Source organism: Burkholderia sp. BCC1988, from assembly GCF_905339895.1.
Taxonomy (GTDB): Bacteria; Pseudomonadota; Gammaproteobacteria; order Burkholderiales; family Burkholderiaceae; genus Burkholderia.
On the sequence record NZ_CAJPHA010000024.1, the window covers coordinates 98,073 to 120,747 of the forward strand.

Annotated in this window: 23 protein-coding genes; 6 read left to right on the forward strand and 17 right to left on the reverse strand. The window is 65.7% G+C overall.

The features are described 5' to 3' along the window. Positions 1 to 244: 244 nt before the first annotated feature. From U4012_RS29195 to argB, 8 genes are all read right to left on the reverse strand, one after another. Positions 245 to 787 (reverse strand): fimbrial protein, encoded by a 543-nt coding sequence (locus U4012_RS29195; RefSeq protein WP_321802739.1) that lies wholly within the window; start codon positions 785 to 787, stop codon positions 245 to 247. Positions 788 to 1,037: 250 nt separating this feature from the next. Next, positions 1,038 to 2,084 carry a fimbrial protein gene (locus U4012_RS29200; protein ID WP_321802742.1) on the reverse strand — a complete coding sequence of 349 codons (1,047 nt, stop codon included), beginning with the start codon at positions 2,082 to 2,084 and terminating at the stop codon, positions 1,038 to 1,040. Beyond that, positions 2,081 to 4,810, reverse strand: a complete 2,730-nt coding sequence (locus U4012_RS29205; protein WP_321802744.1) for a fimbria/pilus outer membrane usher protein — start codon at positions 4,808 to 4,810, stop codon at positions 2,081 to 2,083. Before U4012_RS29205 ends, U4012_RS29200 begins: the two co-directional genes overlap by 4 nt. 115 nt (positions 4,811 to 4,925) lie before the next feature. Next, complete coding sequence (locus U4012_RS29210; RefSeq protein ID WP_321802746.1) at positions 4,926 to 5,690, reverse strand: molecular chaperone; 765 nt, start codon at positions 5,688 to 5,690, stop codon at positions 4,926 to 4,928. A 100-nt stretch (positions 5,691 to 5,790) separates the two neighbouring features. Next, complete coding sequence (locus tag U4012_RS29215; protein WP_321802748.1) at positions 5,791 to 6,333, reverse strand: fimbrial protein; 543 nt, start codon at positions 6,331 to 6,333, stop codon at positions 5,791 to 5,793. A gap of 602 nt (positions 6,334 to 6,935) precedes the next feature. Next, entirely contained in the window at positions 6,936 to 7,598 is a 663-nt protein-coding gene (gene slmA / locus U4012_RS29220; protein WP_321802750.1) for a nucleoid occlusion factor SlmA, read from the reverse strand. Next, a complete protein-coding gene (locus U4012_RS29225) occupies positions 7,565 to 8,356 on the reverse strand; it encodes an HAD-IA family hydrolase (RefSeq protein ID WP_321802752.1) in 792 nt (263 codons plus the stop codon). The genes slmA and U4012_RS29225 overlap by 34 nt, the downstream gene beginning before the upstream one ends. After that, entirely contained in the window at positions 8,353 to 9,252 is a 900-nt protein-coding gene (argB, locus tag U4012_RS29230; RefSeq protein ID WP_006490510.1) for an acetylglutamate kinase, read from the reverse strand. Before argB ends, U4012_RS29225 begins: the two co-directional genes overlap by 4 nt. A gap of 355 nt (positions 9,253 to 9,607) precedes the next feature. Between argB and U4012_RS29235 the strand changes: the two genes are divergently transcribed. The 3 genes from U4012_RS29235 to U4012_RS29245 all read left to right on the forward strand — a co-directional run bounded on the left by U4012_RS29235 (position 9,608) and on the right by U4012_RS29245 (position 11,908). After that, positions 9,608 to 9,832, forward strand: coding sequence for a cysteine-rich CWC family protein (locus U4012_RS29235; protein ID WP_321802755.1), 225 nt, complete (start codon positions 9,608 to 9,610; stop codon positions 9,830 to 9,832). Between the two features lie 113 nt (positions 9,833 to 9,945). Further along, positions 9,946 to 11,352, forward strand: coding sequence for an ATP-binding protein (locus U4012_RS29240; RefSeq protein WP_321802757.1), 1,407 nt, complete (start codon positions 9,946 to 9,948; stop codon positions 11,350 to 11,352). A 13-nt stretch (positions 11,353 to 11,365) separates the two neighbouring features. Next, positions 11,366 to 11,908, forward strand: coding sequence for a response regulator transcription factor (locus U4012_RS29245; RefSeq protein ID WP_044847841.1), 543 nt, complete (start codon positions 11,366 to 11,368; stop codon positions 11,906 to 11,908). An 86-nt stretch (positions 11,909 to 11,994) separates the two neighbouring features. Here the strand turns inward: U4012_RS29245 and hslU are convergent, their stop codons facing one another. The 8 genes from hslU to dapF all read right to left on the reverse strand — a co-directional run bounded on the left by hslU (position 11,995) and on the right by dapF (position 20,167). Further along, entirely contained in the window at positions 11,995 to 13,338 is a 1,344-nt protein-coding gene (gene hslU, locus U4012_RS29250; RefSeq protein ID WP_044847842.1) for an ATP-dependent protease ATPase subunit HslU, read from the reverse strand. A 10-nt stretch (positions 13,339 to 13,348) separates the two neighbouring features. Next, positions 13,349 to 13,885: an ATP-dependent protease subunit HslV gene (gene hslV, locus U4012_RS29255; protein ID WP_006760749.1), complete on the reverse strand. Its 537-nt coding sequence runs from the start codon at positions 13,883 to 13,885 to the stop codon at positions 13,349 to 13,351. A gap of 238 nt (positions 13,886 to 14,123) precedes the next feature. Beyond that, a complete protein-coding gene (gene dksA / locus U4012_RS29260; protein ID WP_006477498.1) occupies positions 14,124 to 14,540 on the reverse strand; it encodes an RNA polymerase-binding protein DksA in 417 nt (138 codons plus the stop codon). Positions 14,541 to 15,032: 492 nt separating this feature from the next. After that, positions 15,033 to 16,106, reverse strand: a complete 1,074-nt coding sequence (locus U4012_RS29265) for a GTP-binding protein (RefSeq protein ID WP_321802763.1) — start codon at positions 16,104 to 16,106, stop codon at positions 15,033 to 15,035. Between the two features lie 198 nt (positions 16,107 to 16,304). Continuing rightward, positions 16,305 to 17,519, reverse strand: a complete 1,215-nt coding sequence (locus tag U4012_RS29270) for a class I SAM-dependent rRNA methyltransferase (RefSeq protein ID WP_044847844.1) — start codon at positions 17,517 to 17,519, stop codon at positions 16,305 to 16,307. 76 nt (positions 17,520 to 17,595) lie between these two features. Next, complete coding sequence (gene xerC, locus U4012_RS29275) at positions 17,596 to 18,516, reverse strand: tyrosine recombinase XerC (protein ID WP_321802766.1); 921 nt, start codon at positions 18,514 to 18,516, stop codon at positions 17,596 to 17,598. A gap of 13 nt (positions 18,517 to 18,529) precedes the next feature. Then, positions 18,530 to 19,258: a DUF484 family protein gene (locus U4012_RS29280; protein WP_321802768.1), complete on the reverse strand. Its 729-nt coding sequence runs from the start codon at positions 19,256 to 19,258 to the stop codon at positions 18,530 to 18,532. 39 nt (positions 19,259 to 19,297) lie between these two features. Further along, positions 19,298 to 20,167: a diaminopimelate epimerase gene (gene dapF, locus U4012_RS29285; protein WP_124486686.1), complete on the reverse strand. Its 870-nt coding sequence runs from the start codon at positions 20,165 to 20,167 to the stop codon at positions 19,298 to 19,300. A 419-nt stretch (positions 20,168 to 20,586) separates the two neighbouring features. Here dapF and U4012_RS29290 point away from each other — a divergent pair, with 419 nt between their 5' ends. Together U4012_RS29290 and U4012_RS29295 are read left to right on the forward strand one after the other, a co-directional pair. Beyond that, a complete protein-coding gene (locus tag U4012_RS29290; protein ID WP_044847848.1) occupies positions 20,587 to 20,865 on the forward strand; it encodes a type II toxin-antitoxin system RelE/ParE family toxin in 279 nt (92 codons plus the stop codon). Positions 20,866 to 20,879: 14 nt separating this feature from the next. Then, a complete protein-coding gene (locus U4012_RS29295; protein WP_321802772.1) occupies positions 20,880 to 21,182 on the forward strand; it encodes a HigA family addiction module antitoxin in 303 nt (100 codons plus the stop codon). A gap of 20 nt (positions 21,183 to 21,202) precedes the next feature. Here the strand turns inward: U4012_RS29295 and lpxL are convergent, their stop codons facing one another. Beyond that, complete coding sequence (lpxL, locus tag U4012_RS29300; RefSeq protein WP_044847850.1) at positions 21,203 to 22,087, reverse strand: lauroyl acyltransferase LpxL; 885 nt, start codon at positions 22,085 to 22,087, stop codon at positions 21,203 to 21,205. Positions 22,088 to 22,351: 264 nt separating this feature from the next. Here lpxL and U4012_RS29305 point away from each other — a divergent pair. Next, a partial coding sequence (locus tag U4012_RS29305) for an S-adenosylmethionine synthetase N-terminal domain-containing protein (protein ID WP_321802775.1) occupies positions 22,352 to 22,675 on the forward strand: 324 nt, incomplete at its 3' end.

Below are 22,675 nucleotides of genomic sequence, written 5' to 3' on the forward strand. Positions count from 1 at the left end.
AGCGGATGGCGTACTGGACGGATGCACGCGATCGGGCGTGCATGTTTCCAGCCGATTGGCGGGGGCGATGCGAAACGAATGGTGTGCTGTGCTGGCCGCGCGAGTGCCGAAGTTGTCCGGGCGCGAATGGACGGCCGCCGAGCGACTGTGTGTATACGACAGCCATCGGAAGGCGGGGGCGCGCATCCTGTCGCGCCCCGGGAACGAACCGGCGCACGCGGGACGCGCGCCGGATCGCCGTTTCTTACTGGTACATGATCGAGTACATCACAGACGTATTCACCGTCCCCTGACCTGCGGGGCCACCGGTTGCGACGTACTGTGCATAGTACGGGAGTTCCGCGGAGCCGTTCGCCAGCGCGACCGCCTTCGAGTTTTCATCGGCCTTGCCGACGCCGATGTTGGTGGCATCGCCGTTGAGCAGACCGACTTCGACGTTCTTTGCGGTGCCCGATGCATTGAGCAGCTGGCCAGTCGTCGAGTTGACCGTGGTGCCCGGCTCGAAGTGCGTGTAGACGTTCCCCGTCGACGGCGAGCAGTTCTTCAGGCCGATCTTGAACGGCGTGCGCCCGGCCGTCGCACCACCTGACGCGAGCGACGACGTGGACACCTTCGGCAGCGCGACAGTGAGGTCCTTGCCGCTGGTTCCATTGCCGTCGATCGTGCAGGTCTGCGTGCCGATCTTGCCGTTGATCGTGATCGTGCCGTCCGCGGCGTGCGATACGGCAGGCATTGCTGCCGCGGCAGCGACGGTGAGAACGGCGATGCTGGAGAATGCGAGTTTCATGTCAATTCCTTTAGTACGTGAGTAGAAAAGCGGATTCCGTCGTCGAGTCCCTGCCGCCGACTTCGCGGTACCTTCCGTGACTCGCGACTTCTTCCTTCGATGGCCTCCTGATTCAGCCCCTTCGGATTGCTAACCAGAAGCCTGTTTCAGCCGCCTGTCGGCGGCTTGCCGGGGAAATCTTGCGTTGCGCGACTTCGTCTCGAACACGCATCGCTACCCTGGAATTCGGGATAACAAGGGACCCGCGCGATCACTGATAGCTCATGGTGAACGTGGCGACTCCCTTCACGGTTCCACCGGATACCGGACCGTCGGCGATGTATTGCGCGGTCAGCGGAATATTCGACGTTGAAACCGACGGGCCGACATACCACTGGTTCGGATTGCCGGGAAGACGCGAATCGGGACCATAGCGAACCGGCTGCCCATTTCGCGATATGCGCAACTTCACGCCTTTCGCCGTCGAATCCTGGGTCAGCGTCAACTGGTCACCTGTGTTGCCTGGGTCGGTCAGATCCGTCAAGGTCACGTATACATTCGAGCCGGACCTGCAATTCAGTCCGATGTTGAAACCCGTCTCACCTGCGGAAGCGCCCACATAACTCAGCTTGCCCGAACTGACCGGCGGCAATCGCACGTCCACCGAAGAATTCACGATGGTGCAACTCTCTGGCATGGGTTTAATATTTTCGCGTTTTGATCCAAGCGTTAAATATCGGTAGTTGTATACGTCGGGCTGCGCTCGTTTTTTGATCCTGAAATGGCCAATTTGTAGTGGTCCATAGGGCCATTCTTTTACGTTGTATAGGTTGTCACTTATTTTTACCAGTTCTATCTTTGCTCGGAACGAACCCGTAACTGGTTTGGTGGACGTAATTGGCGGGGCCCACTCCTGAAGACCAGATGTATTGAATACCTTTCCGGTGGTCATATTGGTTACCCGATAACCAACGTACCAGTGCATATTGCCCGATCCGCCATATCTGCCAACGTCGGGGAACTGTGTTGCATGCAGCATGGGAGTGTATTCGAGGCTGTAACCTCCAATGTCGCCCGGCGCAGCCTGGCATTCGAATGGCTGTTCGATTATCGCTGTTGCAAGCACTGCTCCGTCCGGTGCGTCGAATGGAAGTGACGGATTATTGAAAGTGAAATGCGGAAAGCTGGATGCATTATTGTTGCCCGGAAAGTTGCATATTTGTCCGTGCGCATGATGATTGACGCCTATCCATGAAATAAATATAAAGATAATGAATTTAAGTGCGTCGATCGCTCGATTGTTAACATGGAATTTCATTTAAATTTCTCTCCATTCAGAGCATCGGCGCTTGCGTTGCTGCGGACGCTGCTCGCGACGCCCTTGCGTTCGATCAGGCGAGTCTCTGCACCGGTATGCGGCAACGCACTCGGCTCGATCGTATCGACGGGCGTGTGGGCCTTCGGCACGCTGTAGTCACAGACCGCATCGGTACGCGCATAAGCGACACCCTTCACGTCCTTGATCGGTAACTGATAGGTGAATGCGCAGCTGTCCGTGGATCGATTGCCCCATTTCGCCGTGAGCATGCCGGTTTCTTCCGCGCCTCGGACGAACAGGTGTCCGCCTTGCCCCACGGTCCCGACATGCTTGCCTTCGCTGTCAGTAACGCTGGTCCCGAATGGCAGCGGCGCCCCGTTCGGCTGGCGCACTGTCAACAACGCCGCTCGCCCGCTGACCGTCGCGAAGCGAACCTTCACGACCGAATTCGCGCGCGGCGCGATCCGTTCGCTGGTCGAGATCATTTCGACATCGAGAGGAATGCCTTTGGGATCGAGCTCGATGGTGTTCATCTGGTACGGCGTCAGGTACGGGAGCACCGCATAGCCGCGCCGGTTGATCCGGATGTCCGTGCCGTTCGTGACGCGCGCGCCGACGGCATCCTTCGCCTCGACGATCGCAGCCGTTTCTCCGAGGTCGTTGGCGAGCGTGAGGCCGCCCGCATGGCCGACGACAGCACCCGACACGCCGACGGACACGCTCGAGTAGCCGTTGCCACCGCTCGCGCTGCCCGAGAGCGTCGCAAACGGGCTGCGATACTGCGCGTTGCCGCCGCCCGAAGTCGTGCGCCCACCGGTGTTGACGTTGACCCCATACGAGAACGCATTGGACTGCCCGACGGAACCGGTCAGCGACATTTGCCCGGTCGCACCGCCATTGCTGTCGTGCGCGATGCTCGAGGACAGTGTCGGCGCGTACGACCGCCGGCCGAGCGGAACCGTCACGTTGGCGTACACCTGGTTGTTCAGGCGGCCCGTGTAGCCGTCGCGCTGCCGCGAAACGGATAGGTTGTAACTCAGGTTGACGCCGCCGATCCGCAGGCTGTTGTTGTAGCCGAGCTGGAACTGCGTCGTCGTGCCCTTGCGATTCCAGTAACTGGAAGTCGAGCCCACGGCGAACAGGCTGCCGCGCCCTTCGCCGAGCGTCTGGTTCAGCGTCAATTGAACCTGGTTGCGTTGCCGGTAGGCGTTGTTCGGATCTGCGCCTGCTGCCGCCTGTTCGCGAGCGTACATCGCGTCGCGCAGCTCCCAGTAGCCGCGGGACGAGTAGCGATACGCGGCGACTGCGATGTTCGTGCCGGTCGCCTCGACGGACTTGCTGTAGCTCACGCGCACGCTTTGCCCACTCGTCGCCGACACGCTCGCGATGCGCGCACTGGCGTGCGTGACGTCGACGGCGAGCGCGCCGACCGGCGTGTTGAACGCCGCGCCGACCAGCCCGGCCAGATAGTTTTCAGCGACGATCGCGCCGACGTAACCCGTCATCAGGTTGCTGATGCCGCGCTGATAGGTGGCCTGAGCAAAATTCGGATGACGATCGAGTTGCGGCTCGCGCAATTGGCCGAGTGCGATGCCGAAGCGGGAGACGCCAGGGCGCAGCGATTGCACGACGGCCGAATAGGGCACCGTGAAGCTGCGTTTCTTGCCGTCGGCCTCGGTGACGGTGACGAGCAGGTTGCCGCCGTAGCCCGTCGCGTACAGGTCGTTGATTTCGAACGGCCCCGGCGCGACGTTCGTTTCGTACAGCACGGCGCCGTTCTGCGCGACGGTGACGTGCGCGTTGCTGGTCGCGACGCCGCGAATCACCGGTGCATAGCCGCGCATCGAATCGGGCAGCATGCGATCGTCGGTCTCGAGCGTGACGCCTCGCATGCCCACGCTGTTGAACAGCGTGCCGTCGGTGTACGTCTCGCCGATCTTCAACTGGCTGCGCCAGGCCGGCAGGTCGCGCTGAACGTACGTGTTCAGCGCTTGATAGCGGTTCTCGCCCTGCGATTGCGACGTATAGGAGCCGTTGTGCCGGAAATGCCAGTTCCCGACGTTCACGCCCGCATTCAGCCCCAAGTACGCCTGCGTGGTTGCGTAACCCGACGACGCGTTGCGGTACGCGTTCGCGTTGTACTTGAGCGTCGCACTCGGTACGCCGTCGTCCCACAGCTCCGGGCTCACGTAGCCGCGCGGATTGCGCAGCAGCGCCGCCTGCGGAACGCTCACGTTCAGGCGCAGTTCCGACATGTCGAATTCGACCGTCGCGTCGGCGACCAGCTTGTCGACGTCCGTGCATGCTCCTGCCAGCACGCGGGCCAGTTCGGCGCGTCCGGTGTCGGTCAGCGCCTGATCGTCCAGGCCCAGCCGGGTCACGAGCGCGCGATCGAAGCATGGCGTCGCGTTGTCCGCGCCTTGGGCCGCGCTGAAGCGTACCGTCGAACGGCCGTTCCACGTGCCGTTGACGTAGAGATCGACCAGATAGTCGCCCGCCGGCACCGGATTGCCCTTCGAGAAACGATCGAGGTCGAGCCGCTGCCCGCGCGGCTTCATCATCAGCGTGTCGTTGAACTGAACCTGCGCAACTTCGAGACCGTCCGCCGGTGCGGCGAGCGTGTCGGCAGCCCAGCTGCTGAGCGCCGCCGTGACGAGCAGATAGCCCGGTTTGAGCGGGAAACGCGGTGGCGCGTCGAGTGTTCGGTGCCGATAATTTGTTCGCATGAATGAGATGTATTAATGCCGCATCTGCATGATGCGAACGACGGATTACCTGCGCCGATGCGATTGCTGCGTCGGCGTGCCAGCGACGGGTTGAGTCAGGGACGGGCGAGGGGCGTCAGTGTGCTTTCCTTGGCGCGTAGTTGCCTTCGACGCCGCCGCCGTAGTCGTTGAGGAACGTGTAGTCGACCTCGATCGCTCCGCCAGGCAGCGACGGCACGTTGCCGACGTCGAACTGCTCGGTGGCGCCTGGCTTGACCATGCCGCCCTTGTCGTTGCTCCACGTTGCGCCGCCGGACTTGACGGTCAGCCTGGTGAACGTCACGTGGTAGGGCGTCGGGTTCTTCGCCTGCAATGCATAGCCACCGTCGGCCTTCGGCGCGAAGTTCCAGGTCACCTTCTCCGCGGACTCGTCGGCCACGCCTTGCAGTGCGGCAGGACGGAAGAACAGCTTGATGCGCGAACGGAACGCGAGCTGCAGCAAGTTGGGGGCGTCCGGATCGTCGGTGGCCTGTGGCGGAACGTCGAGGACGTTGAGCCAGTACAGCGTTTCCTTGTCCTGCGCGAGCGGTTCCTTCGTGTAGATCAGCCGCAGGCTCTGGCCTTTGTTCGGATCGAGGCGGAACAACGGCGGGGTGAGCGTGAACGGCACTTTCGAATCGTCAGGCAGCGCATTCGCGTTGCCGTCGTCCACCCAGGCCTGCACGAGTGACGGTCTGTCGCCATTGTTGGTCAACTTGACCGTGACTTCGCGCTCGTTCTCCAGATAGACCACGCGTGTCCCGCTGATGACCACGCTCGCGTCCGCCGCGCCCATGCCGGACATCGATGCGACCAGCGCTGCGGCACCGACGCTCGAGCGCCAGTTGATTGGCATCACCATCACCGAATTCTCCTTGTAGATAGACAGATCGCGTCCCGTCGGTCGGGCGCGGCCCGTGCGCTGCCATGGATGCGCACGGGCCGCCGGTCGCGAGACCGGATTACTGATACGAGACCGAGTACATGACCGACGTGCCGACCGAGCCGGCCGTGGCGGAACCGCCGGTTGCGACGTACTGCGCGTAGTAGTCGAGGGTTGCCGCGCCGCCGGAGATCGGAACGACCTGCGAGTTTTGCTGCGCTTGCGCCGCACCGAGCTTGATGTTCGAGCCGTCCTTGTTCAGCAGGCCGACCTCGACGTTCTTCGCATCACCCGTTGCGTTGAACAGCTGGCCCGTCTGCGCGTTGACGGTCGTGCCCGGCTCGAAGTACACCGATGCATTGCCCGAGTTCGGCGAGCAGTTCGACAGTGCGATGCGGAACGGCTTGCGGCCGGCCGTCGAGCCTGGCGCGGACAGTGCCGAAGTCGACACGTTGGGCAGCGTGACCGTGAAGTCCTTGCCACCGCCGTCGCCGGAGATGTTGCAGGTCTGAGCGGTGATCTCGCCGGTGATCGTGATCGTGCCGTCGGCTGCCTGGGCCGACGAAGCAACAGCCAGGAGGCCCGCTGTCGCCATCAGGATGGGAAGTGCTTTTTTGGACATGAAAGTACCCATTAGTAAGGAGTCCTGCGTCGTAGGACGACGCACCGACGTTTCCTGAACGCTGCCTGTCGACGTCGTTGAAACGGAACTGAAGCGGCGACAGGAAACGGGAATATTGTTGATTTTTAAGGGAGTTGAAAGAATTGGACGATTACTAATCTGCTTGTGGATTTATTAGGTCAAGTACTAAGTTCTTTTAAAAATCGTCAGACATACGGGCTCGGTGCACATCGTCGCTGGGCGCGGGTGCAGTCGGAGCGGGGCAGGGGGCATTCAGTGGGGTTGAGGGGGGGCGTTGCGAACGCCCGGGCGAGTTGGCGGCGAATGCTGGCGGGATGTGGCCTTGAGCGGGCGCCACAGATGCAGGTTAATAAAGAGGAATCCTGATAATTAATGGCGCCCATTCAAGTGCGTGGCTGCATCGGTTCGTTCGTCAGCCGTGTCGATCGTCACAAAGGCTGACGACGCCCGGGCAAAGTGCGCATGGATGGGCGTGGCCTGCATCGGGCCGCTCAAACCGGAAATGGCGCTTGATTCAGTGGTGGGCGGCCGTTACGTGGATGTGCCGGATCGTGCGTCGATTTGCGCGTGCGCGCCGGGCATCACTGCAGAATCAACCGCAAATGCGCATCGGCCTGTTCCCCGGGCGGCTTCTGGAACCCGCCTTTTGCAAAGCGATGCCACCGGCCGATCACATAGCTGACGAGCAGGCTTGCGCGCGCGGCGGGATCGTAATCGGCCGGCAGCACGAACGGCGCCGCGCCGTCGGGCGCCTGGGATTCGGTGCGCGCGACCCGCAGGCACTGCTTGACGGTCGCCTCGATTCGGTCGACGAGCTGGTTCACGCGCTCGGTGAGCCGCTCGTCCTCGCCGACCAGCGCCTCGCCGGTCAGCACGCGCGTCATGCCGGGGTTCTTCGCGGCGAAATTGAGCATCGTCAGCGCGATCGTGCGTGCCTGCAGCACGCCGTTCGGCTCCCTCGCGACGATCTGGTTGACGAGGCCGAACAGCGCCTGCTCGATGAACTCGATCAGCCCTTCGTACATCTTCGCCTTGCTGGAGAAGTGCCGGTACAGCGCGGCTTCCGACACGTCGAGCCGGGCCGCGAGCGAGGCCGTCGTGATTTTTTCGGGCTTCGGCGCCTCCAGCATCGCGGCGAGCGTCTGCAGGATCATCACGCGCCGCTCGCCCGGCTTCGGGCGCGGGCGGGACGGCGTGGCCTGGTCCTCCGTTACGGCTTGGTCCTGCGGGTAAGTCGGCTGCATTTTTGTCGCCCCGATCGTGTGCCCAGTCGCAGCGATTTTAACGAACGAATGCGCTGATCGACATAATGCGGCCGGCCGATGTTCGGCAGATGACCCGGCAGGTGGCCCGTGATCCATACGGTGCCGATGCCGAGGCGCTTGTAGCGCTTCAGGTGGCTGCGGGTATCCTCGACGAGGATCGCGTCGGCGAGCCGCGCGTGCGCGGCGCGCAGCGTGCGGCGCAGCATCGTGTGATCGGGCTTTGCGCGCCACGCACGCCGGTCTCGCATGTGCTCGATCGCGATCACGCGCTCGAACAGCCGTTCGATGCGCAGCTCGCGCAGCACCGCGCGCGCGTAGTTCTCGGGCGCGTTGGTCAGCACGAACTTGCGGCCCGGCAGCGCGGCGATGATGCGCGCGAGGCCGCGCTCGGCGCGCAGCATCGCGGGCAGGTCGGAAAACGTGTGCACGACCCGCAGGAAGTCGTTCGGATCGATCGGATGATGGCGCGCAAGGCCGAGGAGCGCGGCGCCGTAGCGCTGCGTGTAGCCGGTGCGCAGGCGATCGGCTTCGACGCGCCCGACGTGGAGCGCGTCGATGATGTATTGCGTCATCGCGCGGTTGATCTCCGGGAAGATCGCGTGCGATGCGTGATGAAGCGTGTTGTCGAGATCGAACAGCCAGACAGGCGAGCCGGCGCGCGGCCGGCTGCGGGAGATGCGCCGGCGTCGCAGCGACGCCGGCAGGTCGGGACAGGTGGTTTTGCGGCGCGCGCTCAATGCGAGCGGATCATCGTGCCGAACGGCTGCTCGGTCAGGATTTCCAGCAGCACCGAGTGCTCGATGCGGCCGTCGACGATGTGCACCGACTTCACGCCGCTCTTCGCCGCGTCGAGCGCCGACGAGATCTTCGGCAGCATGCCGCCCGAGATCGTGCCGTCCTCGAACAGCGCGTCGATCTCGCGCGCCGACAGGTCGGTCAGCAGGTTGCCGTCCTTGTCCATCACGCCAGGGATGTTGGTCATCATCAGCAGCTTCTCGGCGTTCAGCACCGTGGCGAGCTTGCCCGCGACCAGATCGGCGTTGATGTTGTACGAGAGGCCGTCCTCGCCGAAGCCGATCGGCGAGATCACCGGGATGAACGCGTCGTCCTGCAGCGCCTTCACGACCGCCGGGTTGATCGCCTCGACTTCGCCGACCTGGCCGATGTCGATGTACTGGCCCGGATTGTCGCGGTCCGGCATCAGCAGCTTGCGAGCATGGATCAGGCCGCCGTCCTTGCCCGTCAGGCCCACCGCATGGCCGCCGAAGTGGTTGATCAGCATCACGATGTCCTGCTGGACTTCGCCGCCCAGCACCCATTCGACGACTTCCATCGTTTCTTCGTCGGTGACGCGCATGCCCTGGATGAAGGTGCCGGCCTTGCCGATCTTCTTCAGCGCATGATCGATCTGCGGACCGCCGCCGTGGACGATCACCGGATTGATGCCGACCAGTTTCAGCAGGATCACGTCGCGCGCGAAACCCTGCTTGAGCCGCTCTTCCGTCATCGCGTTGCCGCCGTATTTGATCACCACGGTCTTGCCGTGGTAGCGGCGGATGTACGGCAGCGCCTCGGCGAGGATTTCTGCTTTCAGCGTGGGGGCGATCTGCGAGAGGTCGATGGGCTCGGACATGGCGGCGGCTCTGGCTGGGAACGGTTGAAACAGGGCGAATTGTACAGGAGTGGCGCAGCGCAGCATCGGGTTTTTGGGCTGGCCGGACGGCCGATCGCGCGGGCCCGGCGCCACGCGCGGCGGCCCGCCGGCCATGGCGCCGGACCCTGCGGCCGAACCCTGCGCCGGGCTCTGAGCCGGGCTCTGAGCCGGCCCCCGCGGCGGGCTCCGCGCCAGCGGCGCGAGCCGGGCGACGCCCGGCGCGTGCGGCGGTGTCGGCGGCACGCATCGGCCGGACGGCAGACGTGCAAAATCCGTGTGCCGCGCTATGCTTGTCGCGTAGGGCGACGTGCATGCCCGCTTTCACGCTTGAGCCATGACCGATTCCGCCGCCGCCACCCGTTCGACCCCGCGCCGAGCGCGTTGCCCGCACTGCGGGCGCGGCTTCGACTGCGGCGCCGGCACGCAGCCGTTCGAGTGCTGGTGTGCGTCGATGCCGGCCCTGCCCGGCGGCGCGCCGCCGGCAGCCGGTACGCGTTGCCGCTGTCCGGAGTGCCTCGCCGACGAGATCGCGCAACGCATGGCCGGTGCGGCCGGCTGACGGTTGCCGGCCCGTGCAACCCGATGCAACGCCGGCTCGCCCGGTGCTCCGTTCGTCCTCACCGATCCGGCCCCCGGTAGAGGCGCCGGGCGCTAAACGGGTAAACTGCTCGGATGCAACGAATCACCACCACCGGGCGCGTCAACCTCAGTCACCTGTTCTGGCTGCGCAATCTCGCGATCATCGGCCAGCTCGTGACGATCGGCGTCGTGCAGACCTATTTCGGCGTGCATCTGCCGCTGCCGGCGATGCTGATGGTCATCGCGCTCGAAATCGTTTTCAACGCGCTGACCTGGGTGCGCGTGCTGCGCGCGCGGCCCGAGACCAATTTCGAGCTGCTCGGCCAGCTGTGGGTCGACCTCGGCGCATTGTCGGCGCTGCTGTTCCTGTCGGGCGGCACGACCAACCCGTTCGTGTCGCTGTACCTGCCGTCGCTCGCGATCGCGGCGGCCGTGCTGCCGTGGCACCTGATGATCTGGCTCGCGGCGTTCGCGGTCGCGTGCTATGCGGCGCTCGGCTTCGATTCGGTGCCGCTCAACATGGATAACCCGGCGAACCTGTTCGACTACTACCGCACCGGGATGTGGGCGAACTTCATGGTCAGCGTCGGGCTGATCGCATGGTTCGTCGCGCGCATGTCGAACGCGCTGCGCCAGCGCGATGCGGCGCTCGGCGAGGCGCAGGCGCACCTGCTGCGCGACGAGCGGGCGGTCGCGCTCGGCGTGCAGGCGGCCACCGTCGCGCACGAGATGGGCACGCCGCTGTCGACCATCGCGATGCTCGCGGAGGAACTGCGCGACGCGGCACGCGCCGATCCGGGGCTCGCGCGCTACGAGGGCGACCTGAAGGTGCTGGAAGAACAGATGACGCTCTGCACGTCGGCGCTCGCGCGGCTGCGCAGTCGCGCGAGCGCGCCGGCGAGCCGCCAGCCGGTGGATGACTGGCTCGACACGTTCGTCGAGCACTGGCGCCTGCGGCATCCGCACGTGCAGTTCGAGCTGCTGGGTGCGCGCCCGTCTGGCGTCGCGCTCGACGACACGGTCGCGGCCGGCCAGATCCTGACGATCCTGCTCGACAATGCCGCGCGGGCGAGCCCGCACCGCGTGACGCTGGCCGCGAAGCTCGCGCACAACGACCGGGCGGGCGACCAGATCGAATTCGAAGTATGCGACGACGGCCCCGGCATTCCGGCCGCATTGCGCGAATCGCTCGGCGCGATGCCGGTCGACAGCACGCAGGGCGGGCACGGGGTCGGCCTGTATCTTGCGTTCAGCGCGGCTGCGCGCCTCGGCGGCGAGGTCGAGCTGTCCGATGTCACGCCGCGCGCGGCGGGCGGCAACGGGCGCGCGGGTGGCGGTGCGAACGGTCACGCCGCTGCTGCGTCGGGCCAGCGCGCGAGCGAACGAGCGGCAGCCGCGCCGGACGGCCGCCCGGCTGGCGTCCCCGGCCGCGGCACCCGCGCGGTGCTGCGCCTGCCGGTGGCGCGCGTCACGGCGCCGGCCGCCTCAACCAACACGTAGACGGAGAAACCACATGAGCGAGAACAATTTCCTGGTGATCGACGACAACGAGGTGTTCGCGGGCACGCTCGCGCGCGGCCTCGAGCGCCGCGGCTACGCGGTCCAGCAGGCGCACGACAAGGAGGCGGCGCTGCGGCTCGCGGCCGGCGGCAAGTTCCAGTTCATCACCGTCGACCTGCACCTCGGCGACGATTCGGGGCTGAGCCTGATCGCGCCGCTGTGCGACCTGCAGCCCGACGCGCGGATTCTCGTGCTGACCGGCTACGCGAGCATCGCGACCGCCGTGCAGGCCGTGAAGGAAGGCGCCGACAACTATCTCGCGAAGCCGGCGAACATCGAGTCGATCCTGGCCGCGCTGCAGACCAACGCGAGCGAAGTGCAGGCCGACGAGGCGCTCGAGAATCCGGTCGTGCTGTCGGTCGACCGGCTCGAATGGGAGCACATCCAGCGCGTGCTCGCGGAGAACAACAACAACATTTCGGCAACCGCGCGCGCGCTGAACATGCACCGTCGCACGCTGCAGCGCAAGCTCGCGAAGAAGCCGGTGCGGCAGTAAGCGGCGCGGCGGCAGCGGCCGGCCGCCCCCAACGAAAACGGGCGGCCCCGAAGGAGCCGCCCGTTTCGCATTCGCCGCCGCGCGCGTTACAGCACGTAGCGCGACAGGTCTTCGTCCTGCGACACTTCGCCGAGCGCACGGTCGACATACTGCGCGTCGATCGTCACGCGCTCGCCGGCGTGGTTGCCGGCCGAGAACGACACTTCCTCGAGCAGCTTCTCGATCACCGTGTAGAGCCGGCGCGCACCGATGTTCTCGGTCTTCTCGTTGACCGCGTACGCGATCTCGGCCAGGCGGCGAATGCCGTCTTCGGCGAACTCGAGCTGCACGTCTTCAGTGGCGAGCAGCGCCTGGTACTGTTTGACGAGGCTGGCATCGGTCGCGACGAGGATTGCCTCGAAATCCTTCACCGACAGCGAATCGAGCTCGACGCGGATCGGGAAGCGGCCCTGCAGTTCGGGAATCAGGTCGCTCGGCTTCGCGAGGTGGAATGCGCCGCTCGCGATGAACAGGATGTGATCGGTCTTCACCATCCCGTACTTCGTGTTGACCGTCGTGCCCTCGACGAGCGGCAGCAGGTCGCGCTGCACGCCCTGGCGCGACACTTCGCCGCCGCTGCCTTCGTTGTTGCGCGACGTGATCTTGTCGATCTCGTCGAGGAACACGATGCCGTTCTGCTCGACGTTCTGCACGGCCTTCGTCTTCACTTCCTCGTCGTTGAGCATCTTCGCCGCTTCCTCGTCGGTCAGCAGCTTCAGCGCTTCCTTGATCTTCACCTTGCGGCGCTGCTTCTTGCCGCTGCCGAGGTTCGAGAACATCGAGCGGATCTGCTCGGTCATCTCTTCCATCCCCGGCGGCGCCATGATGTCCATGCCGGCCGACGGCTGCTCGAGGTCGAGCTCGACTTCCTTGTCGTCGAGCTGGCCTTCGCGCAGGCGCTTGCGGAAGGTCTGGCGCGTCGCGTTGTTGTCGTCGTTCGCGTGGTCGGCATTGCCGCCGAAGCCCACCGCGCGCGGCTGCGGCAGCAGGATGTCGAGGATGCGGTCTTCCGCCTGGTCGGTGGCCTTGCTGCGCACCTTGCGCATCTCGGATTCGCGCGTCTGCTTCACCGAGATCTCGATCAGGTCGCGCACGATGCTGTCGACGTCGCGGCCGACGTAGCCGACTTCGGTGAACTTGGTCGCTTCGATCTTGATGAACGGCGCGTCGGCGAGCTTCGCGAGGCGTCGTGCGATTTCGGTCTTGCCGACGCCCGTCGGCCCGATCATCAGGATGTTCTTCGGCGTGATTTCCTGGCGCAGCGGGTCGGCGACCTGCTGGCGGCGCCAGCGGTTGCGCAGCGCGACCGCGACGGCCTTCTTCGCCTTGGCCTGGCCGATGATGTGCTTGTCGAGTTCCGAGACGATCTCGGCAGGGGTCATGGTGCTCATGGGGCGGTCCTTACTCGATCGTTTCGATGATGCGGTTGTGGTTCGTGTAGATGCACATGTCGCCGGCGATCTCGAGCGACTTCTCGACGATCTCGCGCGGCGACAGCTCGGTGTTCTCCGCGAGCGCGCGGGCCGCGGCCTGCGCATAGGCGCCGCCCGAACCGATCGCGCAGATGCCGCCTTCCGGGTCGAGCACGTCGCCGTTGCCGGTGATCACGAGCGTGGTGGTCGCGTCGGCCGTGATCAGCATCGCCTCGAGGCGGCGCAGCATCCGGTCGGTGCGCCAGTCCTTCGCGAGCTCGACGGCCGCGCGGGTCAGGTTGCCCTGGTGCTTCTCGAGCTTCGCCTCGAAGCGATCGAGCAGCGAGAACGCATCGGCGGTGCCGCCCGCGAATCCGACCAGTACCTGGTTGTTGTAGATCCGCCGCACTTTCCGCGCGCCACCCTTCATGACGATGTTGCCGAGGGTTACCTGGCCGTCGCCGCCGAGCGCGACCTTGTCGCCGCGCCGGACCGAAACGATGGTCGTGCCGTGAAATTGCTCCATCTGCGTTCCTTGAGAAAAACGGGGAAGAGTCGGGCGGCGCGACGCGCCGCCGCGTGAATCCGCAGTGCGCCGGGGAGCGGCCCGGCGCGCGTCCGTTTCATTTTAGGGCGGGCGCCGGGATATCAAGAGGGGGACGCAAATCGGCCGGCGGCCCGGGAACCGGTGCCGGAAAAACAAAAAGCGCGCGGCAGGCCGCGCGCTTTCGGGAAGCAGCGTGTCGGAGCGGAACGCCGCTCGATCAGTCGCCGAACAGCTTCTGGCGCAGCTCGCGGCGCTCTTGCGCCTCGAGCGACAGCGTGGCCGTCGGACGCGCGAGCAGGCGCGGGATGCCGATCGGTTCGCCGGTTTCCTCGCACCAGCCGTAGTCGCCGGAATCGATGCGGGCGAGCGACTGCTGAACCTTCTTGAGGAGCTTGCGCTCGCGATCGCGCGTGCGCAGCTCGAGCGCGTGCTCTTCCTCGATCGTCGCGCGGTCGGCGGGATCGGGGACGATCACCGTCTCGCGCAGGTTCTCGGTCGTCTGGCCTGCGTTCTTGAGGATGTCCGCCTGCAACTGTTCGAGCCGATTTTTGAAGAAGGCGAGCTGATCCTCATTCATGTAATCCTTGTCGCTCATCTTCAGGATTTCGGCTTCGGTCAAGAGTTTCTTCGTCATCTGCTTGCTTCTTCAATGTGCGGCAAATCAGGAGATAGTGCCTGCACTTTGGGATTACCCGCAACTGCCGCTTGCAATCATTTGCGATTTGCCGTCGCGGGGCCGAAAGCCTCTGGAAAACCGGTTCTCAAATACCAGGACAGGCCTGGCGCGGATTTGCGCGCGCGGCGAACCGGTACTGCGCGGCAGATCGCATCGGCCGCGGCCGGGTGGCGGATGGGCGATCCGGCGCGGTTGCGATGCCCGGGTAATGGTTCTGCAAGAACCGGGCCTGTTATTGCCGTACTCCAGCGGGCACGTATTGTAACTGAATCGCAAGCGGGCGCCGTATCGGGTCGATCCCCGTCGGCTGCGCCAATATCTAGAAAATATAACGCGCAAATCGCGAAAAAGCGATGACGGCGAAACCCTGCCCGGAAACGGCACCCCGCAAGCCCCGCGGCCGCCCGCGAAGGCGGCCGCACGAAAGGCCTGCGACGCCGGGCCGACCGCTCAGGCGAGGCAGGCGTCGAGGCCGTCGGTGATCAGATCCTGCGGCAGGTCGACGCCGATGAACACCATCTTGTTGGTCTTCTTCTCGACCGGCAGCCACTTCGCGGCGAGGTCGCTGCCCATCATCTGGTGCACGCCCTGGAACACGACCTTGCGGTCGACGCCCTTCATGTACAGCACGCCCTTGTAGCGCAACATCCGTTCCCCGTAGATCTGCAGGATGCCGCCGAGGAAGTCTTCCAGCTTGTTCGGGTCGAACGGACGGTCGTTGCGGTACACGAACGACTTGATCTTGTCGTCGTGGTGCGCGTGATGGTGATGGCCGTGGTCGTGATCGTGCGCGCATTGACCGTGATCGTGGTCGCAATCCGCGTGATCGTGATCATGGTCGTGATCGTGGTGATGGTGCGCGTGGTCGTCCTCGGCGAGGAAGTCCGGGTCGATCTCGAGCTTCGCGTTCAGGTTGAAGCCGCGCAGGTCGAAGATTTCCTTGATGTCGGCTTCGCCAAAATTCACGACCCTGATCGTCGCCTTCGGGTTCATGTGCATCAGGCGGTGCTTGAGCGCCGCGACGGCCTGGTCGTCGACGAGGTCCGACTTCGTGATGAACAGGCGATCGGCGAAGCCGACCTGGCGCTGCACCACTTCGTGTTCGTCGAGCTGCGCGTTCGCATGCTTCGCGTCGACCAGCGTGATGACGGCGTCGAGCAGGAAATCGTCGGCGATCTCGCTGTCGATGAAGAAGGTCTGTGCGACGGGGCCCGGGTTCGCGAGGCCGGTCGTCTCGATCACGATGCGGTCGAAGTCGAGCTTGCCTTCGCGCTTCTTCGCGGCCAGATCGCCGAGCGCGCGGGCGAGGTCGCCGCGGATCGTGCAGCAGATGCAGCCGTTGCTCATCTGGATGATCTGCTCGTTCGTGTCCTGGACGAGGATCTCGTTGTCGATGTTCTCTTCGCCGAACTCGTTCTCGATCACGGCGATCTTCATGCCGTGCTGTTCGTTCAGGATGCGCTTGAGCAGCGTCGTCTTGCCGCTGCCGAGGAAGCCGGTGAGGATGGTGACGGGAGTGGCCATGTCGGTCGCCTGTGGTTCGTGAATCGGGGTCAAAACCAGGATGGGTGCGTCGCGCCGTCGACTCGCGAGCCGGGGCGCACAACCATCCATTGAAACATACCTGTCAAGCCCTCGCCCGTCGTCCGGACGACAGGCGAGAGCGCGGTTCCGCCAGCGCACGAACGGCCGGCGAACGGGTGTGCGTCTAGATCGGGGCGATCAGACGATTTGCAACAGCAGCCCCTTCAGATATTCGCCTTCCGGGAACGCGGCGAGCAGCGGGTGATCGACGCCCGCGCCGAGCCGCTTCAGGATCCGCGCGTCGACCTTCGCGTCGGCGGCCGCGCCCGCGACGATCTTCTGGAACAGGTCCATGTCGATTGCGCCCGAGCACGAGTACGTGAACAGCAGGCCGCCCGGACGCAGCAGCTTGAAGCCGCTCAGGTTGATGTCCTTGTAGGCGCGCGACGCGCGATCGACGCTGTCGCGGGTCGGCGCGAACTTCGGCGGATCGAGCACGATCAGGTCGAAGCGCTCGCCTTCGTCGACGAGGCGGCGCAGCGTCTTGAACGCGTCCGCGTCGAGCCAGGTCGCGCGGTCGGGATCGAAACCGTTCGCGACGACGTTCTGCTGCGCGAGCGCGAGCGCGTCGCCCGACGAGTCGATCGACACGACGCGTTTCGCGCCGCCCTTGAGCGCCGCGAGCGAGAAGCCGCCCGTGTAGCAGAAGCAGTTCAGTACGTCGCGGCCGTCCGCGTATTGCGCGACGAGCGCGCGGTTGTCGCGCTGGTCGACGTAGAAGCCGGTCTTGTGGCCGTTCGGCACGTCGACGTGATAACGCACGCCGTTTTCGTTCGCGATCAGCGTCGCGGGCGGCGCGTCGCCGGCGAGCACGCCGGTCGTCTGCGCGAGCCCTTCCTTGTCGCGGATCGACACGTCCGAGCGTTCGTACACGTTCGGGCAGCCGGTCGCGCCGCTGAGCGCCGCGACGATCGCATCCTTCCATGCCTCGACGCCCGCGGCCATGAACTGGCACACGAGCTGGCCGCGCGGCGCCGCGCCCGGCTCGGCCGTGTCCGCGACGTAGTAGTCGACGATCAGCCCCGGCAGCCCGTCGGCTTCGCCGAACACGAGCCGCACCGCGCCCGTGCCCGACACCATCGTCGTGCGGTGCGCGACCGCGCGCTGCACGCGGCGCTTGAAGAAGGCGTGATCGATCGGCTCGTTCTCGTCGAAGCTCCACACGCGCACGCGGATCTGCGACTGCGGGCTGTACGCGCCGCGCGCGAGGAAGCGGCCGTCGTGCGCGCGCACGACCACGGTCGCGCCGGGGGCGGGCGTGCCGTCGACGCGGTCGATCGCATTGGCGTAGATCCACGGATGCCGGCGCAGCAGCGATTTTTCCTTGGACGGTCTGAGTGTGACGGTTTGCATGATCGGATCGATTGGGGCCGCGGACGGCGCCGGCCGTTGCCGGCCGCCGCGCGCGGCGGGTAGGGCGGAACGCGCGTCAGTCGCGCTTCTTCGCGCGCGGATGCGCGCTGTCGTAAATTTTCGCGAGATGCTGGAAGTCGAGCGACGTGTAGACCTGCGTCGCGGCGACGCTCGCGTGGCCCAGCAGCTCCTGCACCGCGCGCAGGTCGCCGCTCGACTGCAGCACGTGCGTCGCGAACGAATGGCGCAGCACGTGCGGGTGAACGTTGGCGGGGATGCCCGCGGCCAGCGCCGCGCGCTTCACGCGGTCGCGCACGACGCCCGGCGCCATCCGGTTGCCGCGCACGGACACGAACAGCGGATGCGGATCGTGCTTCACGAATTCGCCGCGCACCGCGAGCCACGCGTTCAGCGCCTCGATCGCCTTGCGGCCGACCGGCACCTTGCGTTCCTTGTTGCCCTTGCCGCGCACGGTGACTTCGGCTTCGGCGAGATCGAGCCAGCCGGCCGAGCGGTAGCCGTCGGCCTGCGTGTACATGACGTCGAGCCCGACCAGTTCCGCGAGGCGCAGCCCGGACGAATAGAACAGCTCGAGGATCGCGTGATCGCGGATGCCTTCGGTCGTGCCGGGCAGCGGCGTATCCATGAGTGCGACCGCATCGTCGACCGACAGCGCCTTGGGCAGCGATTTCTCGCGTTTGGGCGCGCGCACCCCGGCAACGGGATTCGCGGGCATCTCGATGCGCTGCGCGAGCCAGCGATAGAACGCACGCCATGCGGAAAGCCGGTGCGAGATCGAGCGAGCGGACAAGCCGCCCGCGTGCGCGCGCACGACCGCGCCGCGCATGTCGGCGGCCGTCAGCGCGTCGAGCGGGCGGCCGGCGGCGAGTTTCTTCAGTTCGTCGAGTTCGTGCGTGTACGCACGCAGCGTGTGTTCCGACAGCTGCCTGACGTGTTTCAGGTTCGACAGGTAGGCGGCGATCGGATCGTCGGTCATCGCGGGAGCGATCTCAATGCGGCAGCAGGCGCGTGAGCGCGGCGCTCGCGAGCGTCGCGATCTGCGCGAGGAAGTCGGTCGCCATCCCGTCGTGGAAGCGGCGCGGATCGGGCGAGCCGAGCACGAGCAGGCCGAACGCGGGCGCATCGGTCCCGCCGAGCGGCGCGCGCAGCGCGAGCAGCGCGACCGACGTGGCCGCGCCGCCGTCGCCGGCCGGCGCGGCTTCGGCGCCTTCCGCCGCATTCGCGGCCGGCGCCGCGAGCGCGGGCGCGAGCCACTGCGCTGCTTCGAATCCGGTGTTCGCGCCGCAGTACGGCGTCGACAGCCCGTTCGTGAAGAGGCGCACCTCCTCGCCGACCTGGCGCGCGAAATCGGCCTGCGCGTAGGTGTCGGCGACGTCCCATACGCGCAGCGCGGTTTGTGGCACGTCGAACACGTCGGCGATGCCTTCGGCGATCGTGCGCGGCAGCGCGTACGGGTCGCGTTCCGCGATCACGCGCGCGGTCCAGCGGCTGAACTTCGCGGACAGGCTGTCGTTCTCGTGGCCGTAGCGCACGAGCTCGGCGAGCCGGCGCTCGAGATGCTTGTTCTTGTCGCGCAGCATCTCCATCTGCCGCTCCTGCAGCGAGATCGCGGCCTTGCCGTGCGGGTTCGCGAGACGGATCGTCGCGAGCAATTCCGCATGTTGCGCGAAGAATTCGGGATTGGCGAGCAGGTAGTCGGCGACTTCGCGATCGTTCATGTGGCTGGAGCGTTCTTCGGTTATCGGGACGTTGAAGGGTCAGACGTTCAGGTCGATCTCGCCTTCGAACACGGTGGTGGCGGGCCCGGACATCATCAGCGCGGCGGCTTCGTCGCGCGCGCCGCCCCAGCCGATCGTCAGCGTGCCGCCATGCGTGTGCACGGTCACCGGCGAATCGAGCAGGCCGCGCCGGATGCCGGCCGCCACCGCCGCGCACGCGCCGGTGCCGCACGCGAGCGTCTCGCCCGCGCCGCGTTCGTACACGCGCAGCTTCACCTCGCTGCGCGACACGATCTGCATGAAGCCGGCGTTCACGCGCTGCGGGAAGCGGGCGTGGCGCTCGATCAGCGGGCCTTCGTCGAGCACGGGATACGCTTCGACGTCGTCGACGACCTGCACCGCGTGCGGGTTGCCCATCGACACCGTCGAGATCCAGCGCGTGTGGCCGCCGACGTCGAGCGGCCACAGCGTGTCGTTGCCTTCCGTCCGGCCGTCGAGCCCCGCGGCGTCGAACGGCACCTCCGCCGGCGCAAACACGGGCGCGCCCATGTCGACGACGACTTCGCCGTTGTCCTGCATCGTCAACGTGATCAGGCCCTTCATCACCTGCACGCGCACGCTGCGCTTGTCGGTCAGGCCGCGGTCGCTGACGAACTTCACGAAGCAGCGCGCGCCGTTGCCGCAGTGTTCGACTTCGCCGCCGTCGCAATTGAAGATCCGGTACTTGAAATCCGCGCCGTCGACGGTCGGTTTCTCGACGAGCAGCAACTGGTCGGCGCCGATGCCGAAGTGTCGGTTGGCGAGCGCGCGCACCTGCGCCTCGGTGAGCGGCGGCAGCGCGCGCGAATAGCTGTCGAGCACGACGAAGTCGTTGCCCGCGCCGTGCATCTTGGTGAACGAGAGTTTCACTGGGTCCGGAATTCCATGGCGAACAGGGCGGCCGGCACGACGGACGCGGCGCGCCGTCATGCCGGGCGGCGTCGTTCGTCGTGCTGATCTCAACCGCAAATGATACATGCAGCCGACAGGGGCGTCCTGCGCGCGCGGGGCGCCGGGCGTCGTTCGGGCGGCGGAGCTCGGCGATGCCGGCCGATCGGCTGACTGGTCGCGTGGGCAGGGAGTCGGCAGATTGAGGTGGTGCGATGTGGCGAGCGTTGTCGGGACAGGTGAATCCGGCGGCATGCTGCCCGGCGTTGCCAGTGCACGGGGTTTCGCCGCGTGCGTGTTTTCGTACCGGTCAAATTGACAAATCAATCAGGCGATTCGTATAGTCTGGCTATACGCCATGTGGGCCATGCCGTCGAATCGCACTCGAGTGTGGGAGGCCCATGATCAAGTCATGGCAGCACAAGGGGCTGGAAGCGTTTTTCACGAACGGGAGCAAGGCTGGCATCCGGCCGGATCATGCCCCGAGGTTGCGGCGCCAGCTTGCCCGTCTCGACATGGCGAGCCAGCCGTTCGACATGAACGTACCCGGCTGGCGCCTGCATGGCCTCGCCGGCGGGCTGGAGGGTTACTGCTCGGTGAGCGTGAGCGTCAACTGGCGCCTGACGTTCAGATTCGAGGGCCCGGATGTCGTCCTGGTCAACTATCAAGACTATCACTGAGGTCATTCAACGCCATGACTCGCGTCTTCAATCCGCCCCATCCGGGCGAGGCGCTGCGCGACGACGTCTTGCCGGCGCTCGGCCTGACCGTCACCGAAGCCGCCGCGCAGCTCGGCGTCACGCGCGCGGCGCTGTCGCGCATCCTGCACGGCCATGCCGGCATCTCGCCTGAAATGGCGCTGCGTCTCGAAGCGTGGCTAGGCGAGGAAAACGGCGGGAAGGCGGATCTGTGGCTGGCGCAGCAGTCGGCCTACGATCTCTGGCAGGCGCGCGCGAAAGGCGCGCCGAAAGTGGCGAGGGTGCAGGCGCGTCTCTGACGACGCGCCCGCGGTTCGACTCAGTAGAGGCTCGGCTCGCCGGGCGGGCGCGTCTTGAAGCGCTTGTGCACCCAGTAATACTGCTCGGGCATCAGCGGAATCTGCTCTTCGAGGAATTCGTTCATCCGCCGCGCGTCGAGATCGTCGTCGCCGGTCGGGTAGTGATCCCACGGCTTGAACACCTTCAGCCGGTAACCCTGGTAGTTCGGCAGCACTTCGCCGATGAACGGCACGACCTGCGCGCGGCCCGTCTTCGCGAGCCGGCCGACGGCCGTCAGTGTGCACGCGGGCACGCCGAAGAAGGGTACGAACGTCGAATTGCGCAGCCCGTAGTCCATGTCGGCGCCGAGCATCACCGGCTTGCGGTCGCGCAGCCAGCGCAGCACGACGCGCGCGCTGTCCGCGCGGCCGACCATCTCGGCGTCGAAACGCCCGCGCGCCTTCTTCGCTTCTTCCTCGAGAATCGCATTCGAGAACGGCTGGTACAGCGATCCGCAACGGCGCTGCAGTGAACGGTTCAGCCAGATCGAGCCGGCTTCGATGCCGACGAAATGCAGGCCCAGGAACAGCGTCGGGGGCAGATCGGGATCGGTGAGATCGACCGCGCTGTCGACCTGGATCAGTTTCGCGAGCTTGCGCTCGGAGCCGAACCACTGGACGCTGCGCTCGACGTAGCTGCGGATCGCGTGGCGGAAATGCCGGCCCGCCACTTCCTCGCGCCGTTCGTCGCTCCAGTCGGGGAAGCAGAGTTTCAGATTGGTATGTACGATGCGCTTTCGCCGGCTGGGAATCTGGTACAGCAGCCAGCCGAGGCCGTCGCCGAACCGTGCGGTCAGACCGTACGGCAGCAGGGCGAGCAGCTTCAGCAAGCCGATGGCGAGGTGCGTGCCGAGGCGGCCTAGCATGCGGAATCTCCGTGGGGCCGGCTGGCCGGCGCGTTGCGAACAGGGGGGTAGGACAGCGGACGATGCAGCACGTGTGGCGCTCTGTGACAATTCACGAAAGCCGCTATAATACGGGCTTCGCCGAGTTAACTGACAACTTGCGGGGCGAAGCCGGCTGGCGCGAAGCGCGCTGCCCGGTCCTGGTAATCCGCTAAAGCGTCGCCGCTTCAGGCCAACGAAGCTGGCTACGTGAAACCCACCGTAACCACACAGGAGCCTGAAAAAGTGGCAAACGATTATCTCTTCACGTCCGAATCCGTCTCCGAAGGCCATCCGGACAAGGTCGCGGACCAAATCTCGGACGCGATTCTCGACGCCATCCTCGAGCAGGACAAATACTCCCGCGTTGCGGCCGAAACGCTGTGCAACACGGGTCTCGTCGTGCTGGCCGGTGAAATCACCACGACGGCCAACATCGACTACATCCAGATCGCGCGCGACACCATCAAGCGCATCGGCTACGACAACACCGACTACGGCATCGACTACAAGGGCTGCGCGGTGCTCGTCGCGTACGACAAGCAGTCGCCGGACATCGCGCAAGGCGTC

Coding starts and splice junctions, on each gene's coding strand:
- U4012_RS29195 (WP_321802739.1), bottom strand. CDS start 787: ATGAAACTCGCATTCTCCAGCATCGCCGTTCTCACCGTCGCTGCCGCG.
- U4012_RS29200 (WP_321802742.1), bottom strand. CDS start 2,084: ATGAAATTCCATGTTAACAATCGAGCGATCGACGCACTTAAATTCATT.
- U4012_RS29205 (WP_321802744.1), bottom strand. CDS start 4,810: ATGCGAACAAATTATCGGCACCGAACACTCGACGCGCCACCGCGTTTC.
- U4012_RS29210 (WP_321802746.1), bottom strand. CDS start 5,690: ATGGTGATGCCAATCAACTGGCGCTCGAGCGTCGGTGCCGCAGCGCTG.
- U4012_RS29215 (WP_321802748.1), bottom strand. CDS start 6,333: ATGTCCAAAAAAGCACTTCCCATCCTGATGGCGACAGCGGGCCTCCTG.
- slmA (WP_321802750.1), bottom strand. CDS start 7,598: ATGCAGCCGACTTACCCGCAGGACCAAGCCGTAACGGAGGACCAGGCC.
- argB (WP_006490510.1), bottom strand. CDS start 9,252: ATGTCCGAGCCCATCGACCTCTCGCAGATCGCCCCCACGCTGAAAGCA.
- U4012_RS29235 (WP_321802755.1), top strand. CDS start 9,608: ATGACCGATTCCGCCGCCGCCACCCGTTCGACCCCGCGCCGAGCGCGT.
- U4012_RS29240 (WP_321802757.1), top strand. CDS start 9,946: ATGCAACGAATCACCACCACCGGGCGCGTCAACCTCAGTCACCTGTTC.
- U4012_RS29245 (WP_044847841.1), top strand. CDS start 11,366: ATGAGCGAGAACAATTTCCTGGTGATCGACGACAACGAGGTGTTCGCG.
- hslU (WP_044847842.1), bottom strand. CDS start 13,338: ATGAGCACCATGACCCCTGCCGAGATCGTCTCGGAACTCGACAAGCAC.
- hslV (WP_006760749.1), bottom strand. CDS start 13,885: ATGGAGCAATTTCACGGCACGACCATCGTTTCGGTCCGGCGCGGCGAC.
- dksA (WP_006477498.1), bottom strand. CDS start 14,540: ATGACGAAGAAACTCTTGACCGAAGCCGAAATCCTGAAGATGAGCGAC.
- U4012_RS29265 (WP_321802763.1), bottom strand. CDS start 16,106: ATGGCCACTCCCGTCACCATCCTCACCGGCTTCCTCGGCAGCGGCAAG.
- U4012_RS29270 (WP_044847844.1), bottom strand. CDS start 17,519: ATGCAAACCGTCACACTCAGACCGTCCAAGGAAAAATCGCTGCTGCGC.
- xerC (WP_321802766.1), bottom strand. CDS start 18,516: ATGACCGACGATCCGATCGCCGCCTACCTGTCGAACCTGAAACACGTC.
- U4012_RS29280 (WP_321802768.1), bottom strand. CDS start 19,258: ATGAACGATCGCGAAGTCGCCGACTACCTGCTCGCCAATCCCGAATTC.
- U4012_RS29290 (WP_044847848.1), top strand. CDS start 20,587: ATGATCAAGTCATGGCAGCACAAGGGGCTGGAAGCGTTTTTCACGAAC.
- U4012_RS29295 (WP_321802772.1), top strand. CDS start 20,880: ATGACTCGCGTCTTCAATCCGCCCCATCCGGGCGAGGCGCTGCGCGAC.
- lpxL (WP_044847850.1), bottom strand. CDS start 22,087: ATGCTAGGCCGCCTCGGCACGCACCTCGCCATCGGCTTGCTGAAGCTG.